Raw genomic sequence first — 16,095 nt, forward strand, 5'->3', positions numbered from 1 at the left:
CCACCGCCGGAACGTGCGGGATGCGGGTTCAGCCGAGGTGCTGCGGGCCGAACGACTGCGGCAGCATCGCGTCGAGCGTGCGCCGGCCGTCCGGCGTCTCCAGGAGGAGTTCCGGGCCGCCGAACTCGTACAGCAGCTGTCTGCACCGGCCGCACGGCACCAGGATCGCCCCGGTGCCGTCCACGCAGGTGAAGTGGGTCAGCCGGCCGCCACCGGTGGCCTGGAGGGTGGAGATGAGGCCGCACTCGGCGCAGAGCGAGAGGCCGTAGGAGGCGTTCTCGACGTTGCAGCCGGTGACCGTGCGGCCGTCGTCCACCCGGGCGGCGACCCCGACCGGGAAGCCCGAGTAGGGGGCGTACGCCCGGGACATGGCGTCCCGGGCCGCCTCCCGCAGGGCCTCCCAGTCGGCCTCGCCGAAGGGCGCCCGCCCGGCGGCGGACGGGGGTGTCACTTGCCCTCGCCCTTGCGGTACGCCACACCGTTGGCCTTCGGCATCCGCAGCCGCTGCGCGGAGAGCGAGAGGACCAGCAGCGTGGTGACGTAGGGGGCCGCGTCGACGAACTGGCTCGGCACCTGGTCGGTGAGGAAGTACCAGGTGAACAGCAGCGCCGAGACGAGCGCGGCGACCGCAGCGGAGACGTACTTCTTCTTGTACAGCTGCCAGAACACCGCGATGACCAGCAGGATCGCCAGCAGGAGCAGCATCGCGTGGACGTTCTCGGCGCCGCCGCGCAGCTTGAGGCTGTCGGTGAAGCCGAAGAGGCCCGCGCCCAGCGCCATACCGCCCGGCATCCAGTTGCCGAAGATCATCGCGGCGAGGCCGATGTAGCCGCGGCCGCCGGTCTGGCCCTCCTGGTAGATGCCGGTGGCGACGATGGCGAGGAACGCGCCGCCGAGGCCCGCGAGGCCGCCGGAGACCGTGACGGCGATGTACTTGTACTTGTACACGTTGACGCCGAGGGTCTCGGCCGCCACCGGGGACTCGCCGCAGGAGCGCAGCCGCAGCCCGAACGGGGTGCGCCACAGGATCCACCAGGTGGCGGGGATCAGCAGCAGGGCGACGACGGTGAGCAGGGACAGACCGGTGATCAGGCCGCCGACGATGCCCGCGATGTCGGAGACCAGGAACCAGTGGTGCTGCTGGAGGTCCTGGAGCCAGTCCGAGAGCCCGGGAATGGTGATCTTGTCGATCTGGTCGATGCGCGGGGACTGCTTGGAGGAGCCGCCCTGGACGCCGTCGAAGGCGAAGTTGGAGAGGTAGCGGGTGACGCCGACGGCGAGGATGTTGATGGCCACACCGGAGACGATGTGGTTCACGCCGAAGGTGACGGTGATGACCGCGTGCAGCAGACCGCCGACGCAGCCGCCGATGATGCCGAACAGGACGCCCATCCAGGGGCCCCACTGGAACCCGGCCCAGGCGCCGAACCAGGTGCCGAGGATCATCATGCCTTCGAGGCCGATGTTGATGACGCCCGCGCGCTCGGCCCACAGTCCGCCGAGTCCGGCCAGACCGATCGGCACGGCGAGTTCCAGGGCGCCGGCGACCTGGCCGACCGAGGTGATGTCCTCGGCGCCGCTGATCAGGCGGACCAGCGAGATCAGGGCGAGGCCGCCCGCGATGATCAGCAGGACGACGGGCAGGGTGAGCCGCCGGCGGCCGGTGCCCTTCCGGGGGGCGGGGCGCGCGGCGGTGGTTTCGCTGGTGCTCACAGGGCCGCCTCCTTCTCGGTCGTGAGGGCGTGTCCGGCGGCGAGTTCCTCGCCGACCTTCTGCTGCTGGCGGCGGATGCCGTAACGGCGGACCAGCTCGTAGGAGACGACGACCGAGATCACGATCAGGCCCTGCATGATCGTGGCGATCTCCTTCTCGTACCCGTACTGGTCGAGCGAGGCCGAGGACTTGTCCAGGAACGCGATCAGCAGGGCGCTGAGGGCGATGCCCAGGGGGTTGTTGCGGCCCAGCAGCGCGATGGTGATGCCGGTGAAGCCGATACCCGTGGGGAAGTCGAGGCTGTAGGTGTGCGTGTCGCCGAGCAGGGTCGGCATCCCGGCGAGGCCCGCGACCGCGCCGGAGATCAGCATCGAGGTGAGGACCATCTTCTTGGCGTCCACACCGGAGGCCTGGGCGGCGCTCTCGCTGGCGCCGGTGGCGCGCAGGTCGAAGCCGAACCGGGTGCGGTTGAGGGCGAACCAGTACAGGACGCCGAAGCCGACGGCGACGAAGGTGAAGCCGTAGATCTCCCCGGCCCCGTCGGCCATCGGCAGCCCCGGGAACCAGCCGGACTCCGGGATCTCCCCGGTGGTCAGGTTGTTGGAGCCCGCGGGCTGCTCGCCGAAGTTCTTCGGCAGGATCAGCCAGGCGACCAGCGCGGTGGCGATCGAGTTGAGCATGATCGTCGAGACGACCTCGCTCACCCCGCGGGTCGTCTTGAGGAAGCCCGCGATACCGGACCAGAACGCGCCCACCAGCATCGCGACGATCACGATCAGCGCGATGTGCAGCGGCCCCGGCAGGTTGACGCTCGCGCCGACCAGCGCGGCCACCATCGCGGCGAGGCGGTACTGCCCGTCGACCCCGATGTTGAAGAGGTTCATCCGGAAGCCGACGGCCACGGCGAGGGCGGCGAGGTAGTACGTACCGGCCTGGTTGATGATCAGGACCTGGACGTCGGCGTAGGAGGCCGACTCGAACATGATCCGGTACGGCTCGAAGGGGTTCTGCCCGGACGCGAGCAGCACCACGGTCGTCAGCGCGAGGGCCACGACCAGGGCGAGCACCGGGCCGGCGAAGCCCAGGATCAGCCGGTCCTTGTCGAGTTTCTTCATCGGGCCTCGTCCTCCGGGCTTTCGAGGTGACCGGTGGCGGCGCCGGTCATGGCCGAGCCCAGTTCCTCCGGGGTGATGGTGGCCGGGTCGGCGTCGGCGACGAGCCGTCCGCGGTACATGACGCGCAGGGTGTCGGAGAGCCCGATCAGCTCGTCCAGGTCGGCCGAGATCAGCAGCACGGCCAGGCCCTCACGGCGGGCCTCGCGGATCTGGTCCCAGATCTGGGCCTGCGCGCCGACGTCCACCCCGCGGGTGGGGTGGGCGGCGATGAGGAACTTCGGGGCGTGGCTCATCTCGCGGCCGACGATCAGCTTCTGCTGGTTGCCGCCGGAGAGCGAGGCCGCGGTGACGTCGATGCCGGGGGTGCGCACGTCGTACTCGCGCACGATGCGCTCGGTGTCGGCGCGGGCGGCCTTGTTGTCCAGCAGCCAGCCGCGGCTGTTGGGCTTCTCGGTGACGTGGCCGAGGATGCGGTTCTCCCACAGCGGGGCGTCCAGCAGGACGCCGTGGCGGTGGCGGTCCTCGGGGATGTAACCGATGCCGGACTCGCGGCGCTTGCGGGTGGGGACGCGCGAGATGTCGTCGGAGCCGAGGGTGATGACCCCGGCGTCCGGGTCGCGCATGCCCATCAGGGCCTCGATCAGCTCGGTCTGCCCGTTGCCCTCGACGCCCGCGATCCCCAGGACCTCGCCCTGGTGGATGGTGAGGTCGATGCCCGCGAGCACGTCGCGGACGGTGCCGTCGGGGTCGGTGACGGTGAGCGCGAGGTGCCGGACGCGCAGCACGGGCACGTCGGTGACGGTGGACTCGCGGGTCTCCGGCGAGGGCAGTTCGCTGCCGACCATCAGCTCGGCGAGCTGCTTGGTCGTGGTGGTGGCCGGGTCGGCGGTGCCCACCGTCGTACCGCGGCGGATCACGGTGATCTCGTCGGCGACCGAGAGGACCTCGCCCAGCTTGTGCGAGATGAAGATGACGGTCAGGCCCTCGGCCTTCAGCTCGCGCAGGTTGGCGAAGAGCGCGTCGACCTCCTGCGGCACGAGGACCGCGGTCGGCTCGTCCAGGATCAGGATGCGGGCGCCCCGGTAGAGGACCTTGAGGATCTCCACGCGCTGCCGGTCGGCGACCCCGAGGTCCTCCACGAGCGCGTCGGGCCGGATGCCGAGCCCGTACGCGTCGGAGATCTCCCTGATCTTCTGCCGGGCCCCGGCGCCGATGCCGTGCAGCTTCTCGCCGCCGAGGACGACGTTCTCCAGGACGGTGAGGTTGTCGGCGAGCATGAAGTGCTGGTGCACCATGCCGATGCCGCGCCCGATGGCGTCGCCCGGGTTGGAGAACGAGACCTGCTCGCCGTCGATCGCGATGGTGCCCTCGTCCGGCTTCTGCATGCCGTAGAGGATCTTCATCAGGGTGGACTTGCCGGCGCCGTTCTCCCCGACGAGGGCGTGCACGGTGCCCTTGCCGATGGTGATGTCGATGTCGTGGTTGGCGACGACACCGGGGAAGCGCTTGGTGATGCCGTGCAGTTCTACGGCGGGGGGGCTGCTGGACGCGTTGATGACGCACTCTCCTTGGCCGGACAGGAGCGGGGGCGGAGGGGCTGAGGGGGCTGAGGGGCTGTCGGAGGCCCCCTGGGGCGGGGGTGAAGGTATCGCGCCGGAGGGCTGTCTACACGCGTAGCGCTGCCGAATCGTGAAACACGGGGTGCACATCACACCCCGGACGCGGGTCCAGGGTGGGTGGGAGAGCGCGGCGAGAGGCGGATCTTCTTCGGTTGGCGGCTTCCGCCGCGGTGCGCCGGAGCCCCGGCCGAAGCCCCGGTCGACGGGGCCCGTGGCCCTGTCCGTACGTCGCGACGGCGCGGGCGGCCCGGAGGCCGGACGGCGGCGGGTGCGTACGGACAGGGCCGGGGAAACCAGCCGGGGGGCATCGCGGGGCCGCGGGGCCCGACGGTCCGGGGTGCTCCCCCGGGCCGTGGGGCTCAGACCGTCCTTGCGGAGCCTGTGGAGCCTGTGGAGCTTACGGAGCGGTCTTGACGGTGATCTTGCCGTCGATGATCTCCTGCTTGGCCTTGTCGACGGCGGCGACGACGTCCTTCATCTCGGCGAAGGCCGGGTTGGACATCGACAGGGCGACGCCGTTCTTGTCGAGGCCGTAGCGGATCTCACCGGTCTGCGGCTTGTCGTCCTTGACCGACTTGATCAGGTTGAAGACCGCGTCCTCGATGTCCTTCGTGACCGAGGTCAGGATGGACGCCTTGTAGGGCGCGAGACCCTTCTGCTGGTACTGGTCGGAGTCGACGCCGATGTTCCACTTCTTGGCCTTGGAGACGGCCTCGATGGCGCCGGAGCCGGCCAGACCGGCGGCCGAGTAGATCACGTCGGCCTTCTTGTCGAGCTGGCCCTGGGCGGCGGCCTTGCCGAGGTCGGGCTTGGAGAAGCCACCGAAGTCCGGCGGCTGCGTCAGGTACTGCGGAAGCACGTTGACCGAGGCGTCCGTGTCCTTCACGCCCTGGACGAAGCCCGCCTCGAACTTCTTGATCAGCGGGGTCTCGACACCGCCGATGAAGCCGACCGTCTTCGTCTTGGAGACCTTGGCGGCGGCGACGCCGGCGAGGTAGGAGCCCTGCTCCTCGTTGAAGACGATGTTGGCGATGTTCTCGCCGGTCACCGAGGCGTCGTCGATGATGCCGAAGGTGGTCTTCGGGAACTTCGGCGCGACTTTCTTGATGGCGGGCGCGTAGGCGAAGCCGACGCCGATCACCGGGTTGTTGCCGGAGCGGGCCAGCTCGGTGAGGCGCTGGACCTTGTCCGCGTCCCCTTCGCCGTCGGAGGGCTCGGCCTCGCTGCCCTTGATGTCGAGGTCCTTCTCCGCCTTGGCGAGACCGGCGTAGGCGGCGTCGTTGAACGACTGGTCGCCGCGGCCGCCGATGTCGTACGCGATGGCGGCCTTGTCACCGTCGGAGCCGGAACCGGCGTCCGACGAGTTTCCGCCACACGCGGTGACGCTGAGCGCGAGCGCCGCGGACGCGACGCCCACGGTGGTGATCCTGGTGATCCGGCGCAAGGGGAGGCTCCTTCAAACCTGACCGAAGCGCCTCTTCCGGCGCTGGTTTCGCCGCGATCGTAACGCGCGTAGATGTCAGATAAGAGCACGTACGGAAGCCGTTATCGGATCGTCGCGAACAGAACCGGCCCACCGGGTGCATCGGTGTCCACGAATGGACCAAGAAGATCGCGTCAACGCTTCACGAACGCTTGCCGTCCAGCAGCGCCGCGGCGGTGAACAGCTCGACGCCCACGGTGATGGCCTCCTCGTCCACGTCGAAGTTGCCGCGGTGCAGGTCGAGGCCGCGCGTGTCGCCGGGCGTGCGGACCCCCAGACGGGCCATCGCTCCCGGCACCCGCTCCAGGTACCAGGAGAAGTCCTCGCCACCGAGGCTCTGCTCGGTGTCCTCGATCGCATACGATCCGCGGCGCTCGGTCATCGCCGCGTCGAGCAGGCCGATGGACTCGGCGTCGTTGACCACGGGCGGCACACCGCGCACGTAGTTGATCACGCTCTTGGCCCGGTGCATTCCGGCCACCTCGTCGATGGCGGCGTGCACCAGGTCGGGCGCCTCGCGCCAGGCGTCCAGGTTCAAGCAGCGGACGGTGCCGGAGAGCTCCGCGTGCTGCGGGATGACGTTGGGGGCGTGCCCGGTCTCCAGGCGCCCCCAGGTGAGGGCCAGCCCGGAGCGGGCGTCGACCCGGCGGGCGAGCAGCGCGGGCACGTCGACGGCGATCCGGGCGGCGGCGGTGACCAGGTCGGTGGTCAGATGCGGGCGGGCGGTGTGCCCGCCGGGTCCGTCGAGGGTGATCTCCAGCCGGTCGCAGGCCGAGGTGATGGCCCCCACCCGCAGCCCGATCCGCCCGACGTCGACCTTCGGGTCGCAGTGCACGCCGATGATCCGCCCGACGCCCTCCAGCACCCCGGACGCGATCGCGTCGACCGCGCCTCCGGGCAGCACCTCCTCGGCGGGCTGGAAGACCAGCCGCACGGCGTTGGGCAGGAGCCCCCGCCGGTCCAGCGCGGCGAGCACGAGCCCCGCCCCGAGCACGGTGGTGGTGTGCACGTCGTGCCCGCAGGCGTGGGCCCGGTCGGGCACGGTGGACCGGTAGGGCACGCCCGCCTTGGTGTCCGGGATCGGCAGCGCGTCGATGTCGGCCCGCAACGCCAGCATCGGCGTCACGCCGTCCCACTCCCCCACGTCGCACATGAGCCCGGTCCCGCAGGCGAGCACCTGGGGCCTCAGCCCGGCCTGCTCCAGCCGGTCCTTGATGGCCGCGGTGGTACGGAACTCCTGGTTGCCCAGCTCGGGATGCATGTGCAGATCCCGCCGGAAGGCGATCAGCTCGGCCCGGAGCTCGTCCGGGAGCCGCCCCGGCAGGCCGCCTCCCCCCGGCTGCTCGGCATCGGGCAGGTCGTGCAGGCGGATGGCGCGGGACTTCACGTGGTTCACCTTGTGAAGGGTAGGCCCCTTGACCCGTCAACTGGCCAGGGATCTAGGAAATTTCAGCCGTGCAGGGGAACAAAGTCGGTGTGAGGACGTGTGACGGAGGGTGGCGATGGGTATACCGACTGCCCCTTCCGGCAGGTGAGAGGGCGACCGGGGGGCGGGTCGGAGCTCCCGCGCCCCGGGAGAACCAGGCGTTCACCTGGACATCACCCTCACCGGGACGGCGGGCCCGTTCAGGCCGACCGGTCCGGGGGCGGCCGGTCCGGCGGTGTCCAGTCCGGGGGTGTCCGGTCCGGCGGTGTCCAGTCCGGCGGTGTCCAGTCCGGGTCCGGCGCGGGGCGGCGCCTCACGTCACCACCGACGGCAGCCGCTGCACCCCCCGGGCCGTCTCCGTGACGCCGCTCAGGAAGCCCTGGGCGCGGGGGGAGGCGGTGGCGCGGAGCCATTCCGGGGCGATGTCGCAGACCGCGACGTTGACGCCGGTGCCGGTGAGGGCGAGGGGGAGGGTGTGGACGACCGTGGAGGGGAAGCTGACGATCGTGCGGCCGATGGGGCCGCGGCGGGCGATGAGTTCGAGGGGGAGGTCCGGGCGGACTATCTCCAGGCCCGTCGCGGCCGCCAGGGCGTGGAGCTTCTCGGCGGACTCGCGGCGGTGGGCGAAGTAGCGGGTGGCGCCGTGAGCGCGGGCGAGGGAGGCCACCGCCTCCTGGTACGGGACGGGGTCGACGACGCCCGTCTCGACCAGGGAGGTGCCGACCAGGTCCGCGCCCTTGCAGATGGTCGGCGGGCCGAAGCGGGCGCGGGTCCAGGCGAAGGTGTTCCGGGTGACCGCGATGCCGGGCGGAGCCTCGACCGGCATCGCGGTGAACACCTCGACCGAGTGTTTCGCCGTCGGGGTGAAGCGGCGGCGGGCCGAGGCGGTGACCGGGGCCAGGACCAGTTCGCGGGGGCCCGTACGGCCCCGGCGGTGCCAGCGGGTCAGCCGCTCGCCCCGGGCCAGCTGCGCGACGAACTCCATGGTGGCCGTGCCGTCGTCGACCACCGTGAGGCGGTCGGCCCGGACCAGGGTCAGCAGGAGCTGGACGTAACGGGAGAAAGGGTCACCGATGACGATGTGGTCCGCGCGCCTGACCAGGCCGGTCAGGGCGCGCAGCGCCTTCAGGGGGGCGCCGGACTCGCCGCGCGCCTCCTGCCAGCGGACCGTGATGCCCTCGTCGCGGGCCAGCTCCGCCATCCGGCGCAGCTGACCGCGCGACATCGGGTCGACCGGGGGGAGGACGACGACCGTGGTGGCGGCCGGGTCGTCTCCCCCCGCAGTGTGAACCCACTCCAGGACGTTCAGGAGCTGGACCGGGCTCTCGACGAAGGCGAGGTTCACCGGTCGGCGCTCAGACCGCGGCCGGCTCGGCGGCCGGGGTGTTCTCGGCGACGACGCCCGCGACCCGGCGGAGCTTCTTCATCGGGCCCAGCTCGGACTCGTACACCTTCTTGACGCCGTCGCCGAGCGACTGCTCGATGGTGCGGATGTCGCGGACCAGGCGGGCGAGGCCACCCGGCTCGACGGAGGCGGCCTGGTCGGAGCCCCACATGGCGCGGTCCAGGGTGATGTGGCGCTCGACGAACGTGGCGCCGAGCGCGACGGCCGCGAGGGTGGTCTGGAGGCCGGTCTCGTGGCCGGAGTAGCCGATCGGGACGTTCGGGTACTCCTGCTGGAGGGTGTTGATGACCCGCAGGTTCAGCTCCTCCGCCTTCGCCGGGTAGGTGGAAGTGGCGTGGCAGAGCAGGATGTTGTCCGAGCCGAGGACCTCCACCGCGTGGCGGATCTGCTTCGGGGTGGACATCCCGGTGGAGAGGATGACCGTGCGGCCGGTGGCGCGCAGGGCGCGCAGCAGCTCGTCGTCGGTGAGCGAGGCGGAGGCCACCTTGTGGGCGGGGACGTCGAACTTCTCCAGGAAGGCGACGGCCTCGGTGTCCCACGGGGAGGCGAACCAGTCGATGCCGCGCTTGGCGCAGTGCTCGGCGATGGCGGTGTACTCGTCCTCGCCGAACTCGACGCGGTGGCGGTAGTCGATGTACGTCATCCGGCCCCAGGGGGTGTCGCGCTCGATGTCCCACTGGTCGCGCGGGGTGCAGATCTCCGGGGTGCGCTTCTGGAACTTGACGGCGTCGCAGCCCGCTTCGGCGGCAGCGTCGATCAGGGCGATCGCGTTGTCGAGGTCGCCGTTGTGGTTGATGCCGATCTCACCGGTGATGTAGACGGGCTGGCCGGGACCGGCGGTGCGGGTGCCGAAGGTGCGCAGGCGGGAGGTGCTGGTCATGGTGGTGCTTCCTTACGTGGTGGGGACAGTGGGGGCTGAGGTGTCAGCGGTGAGGGTGGGGCCCAGCAGCCAGGCCGCGATCTCGCGGATGGCGCCGTAACCGCCGGGGGTGGTCGTGACGGCGCGCGCCGCGGCGCGTACCGAGTCGTGGGCGCTGGCGACGGCGACGGGCCAGCCCGCGAGGGCGAAGCAGCCCAGGTCGTTGACGTCGTTGCCGACGTAGAGGACCCGGTCGGCCGCGATGTTCTGCTCGTCGCACCACCGCTTCAGCGCCTCGTCCTTGCGGTCGATGCCGTGCAGGACGGGGATCTGGAGCTTGCGGGCGCGGGCGGCGACGACCGGGTTCTGCTCGGTGGAGAGGATCAGGAGGGGGATCCCGGCCTTGCGCAGGGCCGCGATGCCGAGTCCGTCGCCCCGGTGGACGGCGACGGTCTCGCGGCCCTCGGAGTCGACCATGACCCGGTCGTCGGTCTGGGTGCCGTCGAAGTCCAGGACGACCGCGTCCACGTCGGCCCGGGTGGGCAGCGGCGCGGGGTCCAGGAGCGGGGCGAGGGCGCGGGCGCGGGCCAGGTCGTGCGGGTCGTCGATCTCCAGCACCCGGGCCGGGTCGGTGGGCACCAGCGCGGTGTGGCCGAAGAAGCGGTGGCGGTGGGTACGGAAGCCCGCCGCGTCCATGGCGTAGGCGGCGCCGGTCTCCAGGTAGTCCTGGGGGCGGTCCTGGCGGCGGGGGCGTACGGACTTGTCGTGGTTGACGCCGTACGTGCCCTCCTCGACCGCGTGCCCGTCGCGCCAGACGAAGCCGTGGAACGTGGCGACGGTGACCGCGGTGTCCGCGCCCTCGTGGGCGACCGCCCGCGCCACCCCGTCGATGTCCTCGCGGGAGACGAAGGGGCTGGTGCACTGGACGAGGAGGACGACGTCGACGCTCCTGGCGCGCTCGGCCTCGTACACGTCCAGGGCGTGCAGCACGGCCGCCTCGCTGGTCGCTGTGTCGCCCGCGATGGCGGCGGGGCGCTCCACGCAGTGCAGCCGGTGGGCGGCGCCGAGGTCGAGGGCGGCGGCGCGGGCGGCCTGGGCGATGGCCCCGTCGTCGGTGGTGACGAGGACGTCGGTGACCTCGGGCGCGCCGAGCGCGGCCCGGACGGCGCGGGCGACCAGGGGGATGCCGCCGACCTCGGCGAGGTTCTTGGCGGGGACGCCCTTGGATCCGCCGCGCGCGGGGATCACGGCGAGGACGGTCGGTGTCATCGAGGCTCCTGAGGTGGTGGTCACAGCTCCCCCATCCGGCGGATCACCGGGGCGACGCGCTGGACGCCGTGCCGGTAGGCGCCGCGCGCCGCGTTGCGGACGGTCTCCCGCACCGCGCCCCGGACCCGGCCGGGCTCCTGGGGTGCGGCGGCTCCGGGCAGCGGGGCGCCGTCGGGGGCCAGGTGGTGGCGGGCGAGGATGCCGGGGAGGTATCCGGGGGCGGTGGCGGGGGTGTAGTAGGGCGCGAGGGGCGGGAGTCGGTCGCCCGCCAGCAGCGCGGCGACCCGGGCGCGGGCCGCGTCGTAGGCGGTGTCGTACGAGCCGTCGGCGGCGACGCCCTGTCCGGCCAGCCACGCGGTGTCGGGGCGCGGGCGGAACCCGCCGTCGAGCTTGTCCCAGGAGGTGAGGAGCCCGGAGCCGACGAAGTGGTGGTTGCCGAGGGGTTCGCGGACGCCGAGGTCGGTGAGGACCGCGGTCGGGATGTTGCGGTGCAGGGACTCCAGGGCGGCGGTGGAGGAGACGGTGACCAGCAGGTCGGTGCGGTCCAGGACCTCGCCCATGTGCCCGTACACCAGGCGGAAGTTGGGCGGCAGACCGCCGGGCAGCCGCTGCGCCAGCTTCTGGTAGGGCAGTTCCTCGATGTGCGTGGTGTGCTCGCCGGGCTTGGAGCGGAGCTTGAGCAGCACCTCGCGGCTCGGATGCAGCCGGGCGTGCTCGACGAGCCTGCGCAGCAGGTACGTCCGGTCGGCGCGGGAGGCCGGTACGGAGGGCTGGGCGGCGAACACCACGGTGTCGCGGCCCTCTTCGGGTGCGTACGGGGCTCCGCCGAGGAAGGGGAGGGCGGCTTCGGTGACGGCCGAGGCGTCGGCGCCGACCCCTTCGTACAGCGCGCGGAAACGCCCCGCGTCGTGCGCCGAGTTGGCGAGGACGACGTCCGCGCCGTGGCGCAGGAGGAGACCGTCGGCCAGCTTCTCGTAGACGACGCCGACGTAACCGGTGACGACGACCGGGCGGCGCGGGAGGTCCAGTGCGGCCAGTCCGTGCAGCATGGCCTGGACGCCGCCGCCGACGAGGGCCAGGACGACGAGGTCGAAGCCCTCGTCGCGCACGGTGTGCAGGAACTCGACCGCGGTGACCTCGCGGACCCGCCCGGCGTCGATCCCGACCTCGCCGACCTCGGCGAGCTGGCGGGGCGTCGGGGTGGCACGGCCCCGCAGCAGCAGCCCGCTGACCTCGACGGGGCGCGCGTCCCGTCCGTCCCCGGCGGCCTCGGCGGTCAGGCGGCGCGCGGTGAGCGCGCCCCATTTCCACCGGGTGTCGGAGTCGGCGAGCACGGCGACCCGCAGCGCCTGGCGGGGGGCGGCGGGGGCTTCGGCCGGGTCGGCCTCATGGCTGGTACGTGGGGGCACGTCCTAGAAGTTAGGAAGGCTTTTCGAGCCGGGGCCCAACGCGATGGCAACAGATGGTTAACAGCGGGCCGACTGTTGGGGACCACCCCCGGATGCGGCCGCAATTCCACCTTCCCGGAAGGCGGTTCACCTCTCCGACGGACGCTGTTCACCTGCTGGGCGCGTTCAGGAAAAGGAATGGGCCAGAGCCGCACCTAACGTGATGCGCGTGGTTAAGCTCTCCGTCATCGTGCCGTTCTTCAACGTGCGGACATACGCGCCCGACACCCTCAGAAGTCTCCGGGCCAACGCCCGTGAGGACTTCGAATTCCTTCTCGTCGACGACTGTTCGACCGACGGGACGGAGCGGCTGCTGGACCGGGCCGCGGACGAGATCCCCGGGGCGGTGCTCCTGCGCCATGCGGCCAACCAGGGCCTCGCGACCGCGCGCAACACCGGTCTGGACGCCGCGCGCGGGCAGTACATCGCGTTCCTGGACGGCGACGACTGGCTGGCGCCCGGCCACTTCGAGCGGCTGGTGGCCAGGACCGAGGCGCTGGGCTGCGACTTCGTCCGTACGGACCACGTCCGGGCGGACGGCAGGACCCGGACCGTGCACCGCGTTCCGCACGGCCCGCACGAGGTGGTGAGCGACCCCCGGGCGGCGATCCTGCCCGCCTCGCGCACCACGTCGGTGGATTACGCGTTCGCCTGGGCGGGCCTCTACCACCGGCGGCTGCTCGATCGTGGGCTGCTGCACTTCACCGACGGGCTCCGCACGGCCGAGGACCGGCCGTGGATCTGGCGGCTGCACCGGGAGGCGGAGTCCTTCGCCGTCCTGGGGCTGCTCGGCCACTTCTACCGGCGCGGGGTCTCCACCTCGCTGACCCGGATCGGCGACAGCCGCCAGCTCGACTTCCTGCGCGCCTTCGACCAGGTCGTCGCCGAGACGGCGGCCGACCGCGACGCGGACACCCTGCTGCCGAAGGCCGTACGGACCTACTGCGCGATCCTCGCCCACCACCTGGGCACAGCGGAGAAATTCGAACCGGCCGTCGCGCGGGAACTGAGATCGCGCGGTGCGGCGGCCCTGCGGCGCCTGCCGCAACCGCTCCTGGACGAGGCCGTCGACGCCATGGACACGACCCGGGCGACCCGGCTGCGCCGGCTGCGCCGCCGCCCGGCCGCCACGAAGGGGGCCTCGGCCGTATGACCACCCGGATCTTCCACGCCTCCTCCCCCGCCGCGGTGATCCTGCTCGCCGCCGCGATCGACGCGGGGTGCTTCACCGAACCCGACCGCCGGATCCTGCTGCTGTCGCGGACCGGGCCCGCCCCGGAGACCGTGCCCGACGTCTCGGAGACCGCCGGTTTCGACCGCTTGCGCACCCGGTTCGACGAGGTGGTCTCGTGGAACGCGGCGATCGACCCCTTCCACCCGGACGGCTGGCTGCCCCGGCCCGACGACGTCCCCCTGTGGGAACGCCACTTCCGGCGCGCCTGGGGACTCGGCGGGTCGGCGGTGGAGCTGGTCGTGGACTCCCCGCACACGGGCCCCGCGCGAGCCCTGGCCCAGGTCTTCACCGGCGTACCGGTCGACGTCTACGCCGAGGGACCGGGCGGCTACGGCCCGACCGGCGACAAGGTCCCCCCGCTGACCGGGACCCGGGTGCGGCGGCTGCTCCACCCGGACCTGGTGCCCGGGGTACGGCCGTTGCTGCTGGCCGAGTACGGGGCGGAGCCGCAGACCGTACCGGCCGAGGCACAGATGAAGGTCATCGCCGAACTGGCTGACGCGGGAAGCGAGTTGCCGGACTTCGGCGACGCCCCCGTGCTGCTGCTCGGGCAGGACCTCGCAGCCTCGGGGGTGCTTCCGGCGGCCGAGGAGGCGGAGCTGGAGCGGGACATGGTGCGCGGGGCCGCGACCCTGGGCCACACCCGGCTGGTGTTCGCGCCCGGCCCCTACGGACGGCTGGAGGACCCGGCGGGGCTCCGGGCGGAGGCGGAGCGCGCCGGAGTCGAGCTGGCCGTGTTGTCCGGCCCCGCGTCGCGCGTCGCCGACGACGTGCTCCTGCACCGCCTGCGGCCCGCGCTGGTCGTCGGCTGCTCCTCGGGGGCGCTCCTGCGCGCCACCCGCCTCCACGGACTGCCGGTGGCGGCGGCGGGCACCGGGCTGCTCCTGGAGCGGCTGGCCCCGTACGAGAACCCCGAGCGGACGGCGGTGACCCTCGCTGACGCCCTGCTGCCGGACCTGGCCGACGCGGACGCGGTCGCCGCTCAACGCCCCCGCAGCGAAGCGGAGTTGGACGGCCTGCTGGCAGCGGTCGCGTTCGCGATGCGGCCGCGGGTGCGCCCGGACCTGCGGGCCGCCGCCGAGCGGTATCTGACCGGCCGGCTGGACGCGCACACCTGGCGCTACTTCAAGCGCCGCCGCCTGGCCTCCCTCGCCCTTCCGGGCGCCGTCCCCGCGCGGCTCGCGTTCCTGCGCCGCAACGCGACGCTGCGCCGAGTGGCGCGGCGTGCGCGGCAGTTGAAGCGCGGGAGGCGCTGAGCGGGACGGGCGGGTAGGGGTGGCCGACCCGGGGGTGGGCCGTAGGGGGGCGGCCCGGGCGTGGACCGTAGGGGGGCGGCACGGGGGCCCGACCCCGGGCCCACCCCCGTGGGGGGCACCCGGGGGGGGACCCGGGGTCGGGGCCGGGGCCGGGCTCAGCCCAGCACCCGGCTCGCCCCCGCCCGCCCCCACAGCAGGGCCGCGCCGAACGACAGCGCCGTGGTGGCCAGGGCGACGCCCACCGCCAGGGCCGCCGCCACCGGTCCGGCCAGGTCCGCGCGGACGAAGGCGTCCGTGAGCAGGCCGAGGACCAGGACGTGGACGAGGTAGGCCCCGAACGACGCGTCGGCCAGCCGGGTCAGGGCGGGGCGCATCCGTTCGGGGACCCGTACTCCGTGCAGGGTGACCAGCACACCGCAGCTGAACAGGGCCACCAGGACGTGGGCGTACGGGATCGCGTAGTGCACCTCGTGCTGATAGGCGATCACCCCCGCCAGACCGGCCGCCGCGAGCAGCGGCCACGCGAACCGCCCGCGCCCGAACGTACCGGCCGGGGCGGCGAGCACCAGCGCGCCGAGCACCGCGTAGATCAGCTGGTAGGGCCCGAAGCCCCAGCCGAAGCGCGGCAGTTCGCGGCCGGTGGCCTCGGCCAGGTCGCCGAAGAGCGACGGACCCGCCGCCAGCACCAGCAGGACCAGCCCGAGCCCCCAGGGCCGCTTGCCCGCCCGGACGAGGACGACGAAGGCCAGGAGCAGGACCACCGGGAGGTACGCGTACAGATACCAGAGGTGGTAGGCCGGGCGGACCGAGGCGAACACCGCGTCCAGGCCGAGCTGTCGGACCGGGTCCTCGTTGGTCCCGCGCAGGCGCCCCCAGGCCAGGTAGAGGGCCGTCCAGACGGCGAGCGGCACCACGATCCGCACGACGCGCCGCCGCAGCGTCGCGCCGTCCTTGGGCGGCGCCCCGACCAGGACCACCCAGCCCGCGATGGCGAAGAAGAGCGGCACGGCGAAGCGTCCCGCCGAGTCGGCGGCCAGCCCGGCCCAGTAGGTGCCGGACCCGTTGTCGGCCGTACGGCCCACGGTGTTCACGAACGCGGAACCGGTATGGCAGACGATCACCCCGACCGAGCAGAGCAGCCGGAGCAGGTCGATGTCGTAGCGGTGCTCACGGACGGGGCGCGGCGTCCCGGCGGCCGTCGTCGCCGGGGCGGGTACGGGGGCGGGCGGTGGGGTCGACATGGTCCTCGGGGGGGTGGTGGGCCTGGG

Annotated in this window: 13 protein-coding genes; 2 read left to right on the forward strand and 11 right to left on the reverse strand. The window is 72.6% G+C overall.

Annotated elements, in window-relative coordinates:
- Nucleotides 1–28: 28 nt before the first annotated feature.
- From ACIRRU_RS29500 to ACIRRU_RS29545, 10 genes are all read right to left on the reverse strand, one after another.
- Nucleotides 29–451 (reverse strand): cytidine deaminase, encoded by a 423-nt coding sequence (locus tag ACIRRU_RS29500; RefSeq protein ID WP_403685449.1) that lies wholly within the window; start codon nt 449–451, stop codon nt 29–31.
- Nucleotides 448–1,713, reverse strand: a complete 1,266-nt coding sequence (locus ACIRRU_RS29505; RefSeq protein WP_403685451.1) for an ABC transporter permease — start codon at nt 1,711–1,713, stop codon at nt 448–450. The genes ACIRRU_RS29500 and ACIRRU_RS29505 overlap by 4 nt, the downstream gene beginning before the upstream one ends.
- Nucleotides 1,710–2,828 (reverse strand): ABC transporter permease, encoded by a 1,119-nt coding sequence (locus tag ACIRRU_RS29510; protein ID WP_363204999.1) that lies wholly within the window; start codon nt 2,826–2,828, stop codon nt 1,710–1,712. The genes ACIRRU_RS29505 and ACIRRU_RS29510 overlap by 4 nt, the downstream gene beginning before the upstream one ends.
- Nucleotides 2,825–4,408 carry an ABC transporter ATP-binding protein gene (locus tag ACIRRU_RS29515; protein ID WP_403685487.1) on the reverse strand — a complete coding sequence of 528 codons (1,584 nt, stop codon included), beginning with the start codon at nt 4,406–4,408 and terminating at the stop codon, nt 2,825–2,827. The genes ACIRRU_RS29510 and ACIRRU_RS29515 overlap by 4 nt, the downstream gene beginning before the upstream one ends.
- Before the next feature lie 436 nt (nt 4,409–4,844).
- Entirely contained in the window at nt 4,845–5,891 is a 1,047-nt protein-coding gene (locus ACIRRU_RS29520; RefSeq protein ID WP_403685452.1) for a BMP family protein, read from the reverse strand.
- Nucleotides 5,892–6,072: 181 nt separating this feature from the next.
- Entirely contained in the window at nt 6,073–7,317 is a 1,245-nt protein-coding gene (locus tag ACIRRU_RS29525) for an amidohydrolase (protein WP_363205032.1), read from the reverse strand.
- A 352-nt stretch (nt 7,318–7,669) separates the two neighbouring features.
- Entirely contained in the window at nt 7,670–8,701 is a 1,032-nt protein-coding gene (locus ACIRRU_RS29530) for a hypothetical protein (protein ID WP_403685454.1), read from the reverse strand.
- A gap of 10 nt (nt 8,702–8,711) precedes the next feature.
- A complete protein-coding gene (locus ACIRRU_RS29535; protein WP_363205002.1) occupies nt 8,712–9,641 on the reverse strand; it encodes an N-acetylneuraminate synthase family protein in 930 nt (309 codons plus the stop codon).
- A 12-nt stretch (nt 9,642–9,653) separates the two neighbouring features.
- Nucleotides 9,654–10,889, reverse strand: coding sequence for a cytidylyltransferase domain-containing protein (locus ACIRRU_RS29540; RefSeq protein WP_403685456.1), 1,236 nt, complete (start codon nt 10,887–10,889; stop codon nt 9,654–9,656).
- Between the two features lie 20 nt (nt 10,890–10,909).
- Nucleotides 10,910–12,298, reverse strand: a complete 1,389-nt coding sequence (locus ACIRRU_RS29545; protein ID WP_363205004.1) for a DUF6716 putative glycosyltransferase — start codon at nt 12,296–12,298, stop codon at nt 10,910–10,912.
- A 208-nt stretch (nt 12,299–12,506) separates the two neighbouring features.
- On the opposite strand from ACIRRU_RS29545, the gene ACIRRU_RS29550 reads away from it, so the two are divergent.
- Together ACIRRU_RS29550 and ACIRRU_RS29555 are read left to right on the forward strand one after the other, a co-directional pair.
- Nucleotides 12,507–13,490: a glycosyltransferase family 2 protein gene (locus ACIRRU_RS29550; RefSeq protein WP_403685457.1), complete on the forward strand. Its 984-nt coding sequence runs from the start codon at nt 12,507–12,509 to the stop codon at nt 13,488–13,490.
- Nucleotides 13,487–14,827 carry a polysialyltransferase family glycosyltransferase gene (locus tag ACIRRU_RS29555; protein WP_403685458.1) on the forward strand — a complete coding sequence of 447 codons (1,341 nt, stop codon included), beginning with the start codon at nt 13,487–13,489 and terminating at the stop codon, nt 14,825–14,827. The genes ACIRRU_RS29550 and ACIRRU_RS29555 overlap by 4 nt, the downstream gene beginning before the upstream one ends.
- Before the next feature lie 155 nt (nt 14,828–14,982).
- Here ACIRRU_RS29555 and ACIRRU_RS29560 read toward each other — a convergent pair whose 3' ends face one another.
- Entirely contained in the window at nt 14,983–16,068 is a 1,086-nt protein-coding gene (locus ACIRRU_RS29560) for an acyltransferase (protein WP_403685459.1), read from the reverse strand.
- Nucleotides 16,069–16,095: the final 27 nt, after the last annotated feature.

It is taken from the genome of Streptomyces sp. NPDC101181 (assembly GCF_044767975.1).
Taxonomy (GTDB): domain Bacteria; phylum Actinomycetota; class Actinomycetes; order Streptomycetales; family Streptomycetaceae; genus Streptomyces.